Source organism: Streptomyces durocortorensis (assembly GCF_016901035.1).
In the GTDB taxonomy this organism is placed as follows: Bacteria; Actinomycetota; Actinomycetes; order Streptomycetales; family Streptomycetaceae; genus Streptomyces; species Streptomyces durocortorensis.
In genome coordinates this window covers 1-1,058 of the sequence record NZ_JAFEUF010000519.1, presented here as the reverse complement: position 1 = coordinate 1,058, position 1,058 = coordinate 1, and the positions used below count along the sequence as shown (strand labels likewise).

Annotated in this window: 1 protein-coding gene; it reads left to right on the top strand. The window is 66.7% G+C overall.

Annotation, left to right across the window (positions count from 1 at the left end):
• Nucleotides 1-106: 106 nt before the first annotated feature.
• Nucleotides 107-1,058, top strand: a 952-nt coding sequence (locus JS521_RS35855; RefSeq protein ID WP_205087019.1) for an IS481 family transposase, incomplete at its 3' end; no start/stop codon positions are given.

Below are 1,058 nucleotides of genomic sequence, written 5' to 3'. Positions count from 1 at the left end.
CTAGGTGTATTGATCACGAGCGTTGTTAACGCTGGTCAGGCTTGATCATGACGAAGACCTCCGGTGTGGTGGAGGTGTCTACGCTGCACCGCACACGGAGGTCTTCGTGTCACACCGTAATGCCCGCTTGACCGTTCACGGCAGGCGGATCCTGGTCGCACGTGTCCTGGCGGGCCGTCCGGTCGCGCATGTGGCTGCCGAGATGGGCATATCGCGGCCCACGGCCCACAAATGGATCCGCCGCTGGAAAAGCGAAGGCGACGCAGGTCTTGTCGACCGGTCCAGCAGGCCCTGCAGCACCCCGCACCGGACACCGGCCGCCATGGAAGATCGCGTCTGCGATCTGCGGCGAACCCGAAAGCTCGGACCTGCGCGGATCGGCCCGATCCTTGGCCTGCCCGCATCCACCGTGCACCGGATCCTCACCCGCCACCGGCTCAACCGGCTGGCCTGGCTCGACCGCCCGACCGGCATCGTGATCCGCCGCTACGAACGCGAACACCCAGGCGAGCTGATCCACATCGACGTGAAGAAGCTCGGCCGGATCCCCGACGGCGGCGGCCACAGGACCCTGGGCCGCCAAGCCGGCCGCGCCACCCGCAGCAACGTCGGCTTCGACTACGTCCACTCCGCCGTCGACGACCACTCCCGCCTGGCCTACAGCGAGATCCACCCCGACGAGAAAGTCGCGACCTGCGCAGCCTTCCTGACCCGGGCCGCCGCGTTCTTCGCCGACCTGGGTATCACCCGGATCGAGCGCGTTCTCACGGACAACGCGTGGGCCTACCGCAAGGGCCTGGTCTGGAAGCAAGCCCTGGCCGACATCGGCGCGACCGGCAAACTCACCCGCCCTTACCGGCCCCAGACCAACGGCAAGGTCGAACGCTTCAACCGCACCCTCGCCGACGAATGGGCCTATCTCAGGCCCTACACATCCAACGACGAGCGGACAGCGGCACTGGCAGACTTCCTCCACACCTACAACCATCACCGCTGCCACACCGCACTCGGAGGCCAACCCCCGATCAGCCGCGTGAACAACCCTGCGGGTCAATACA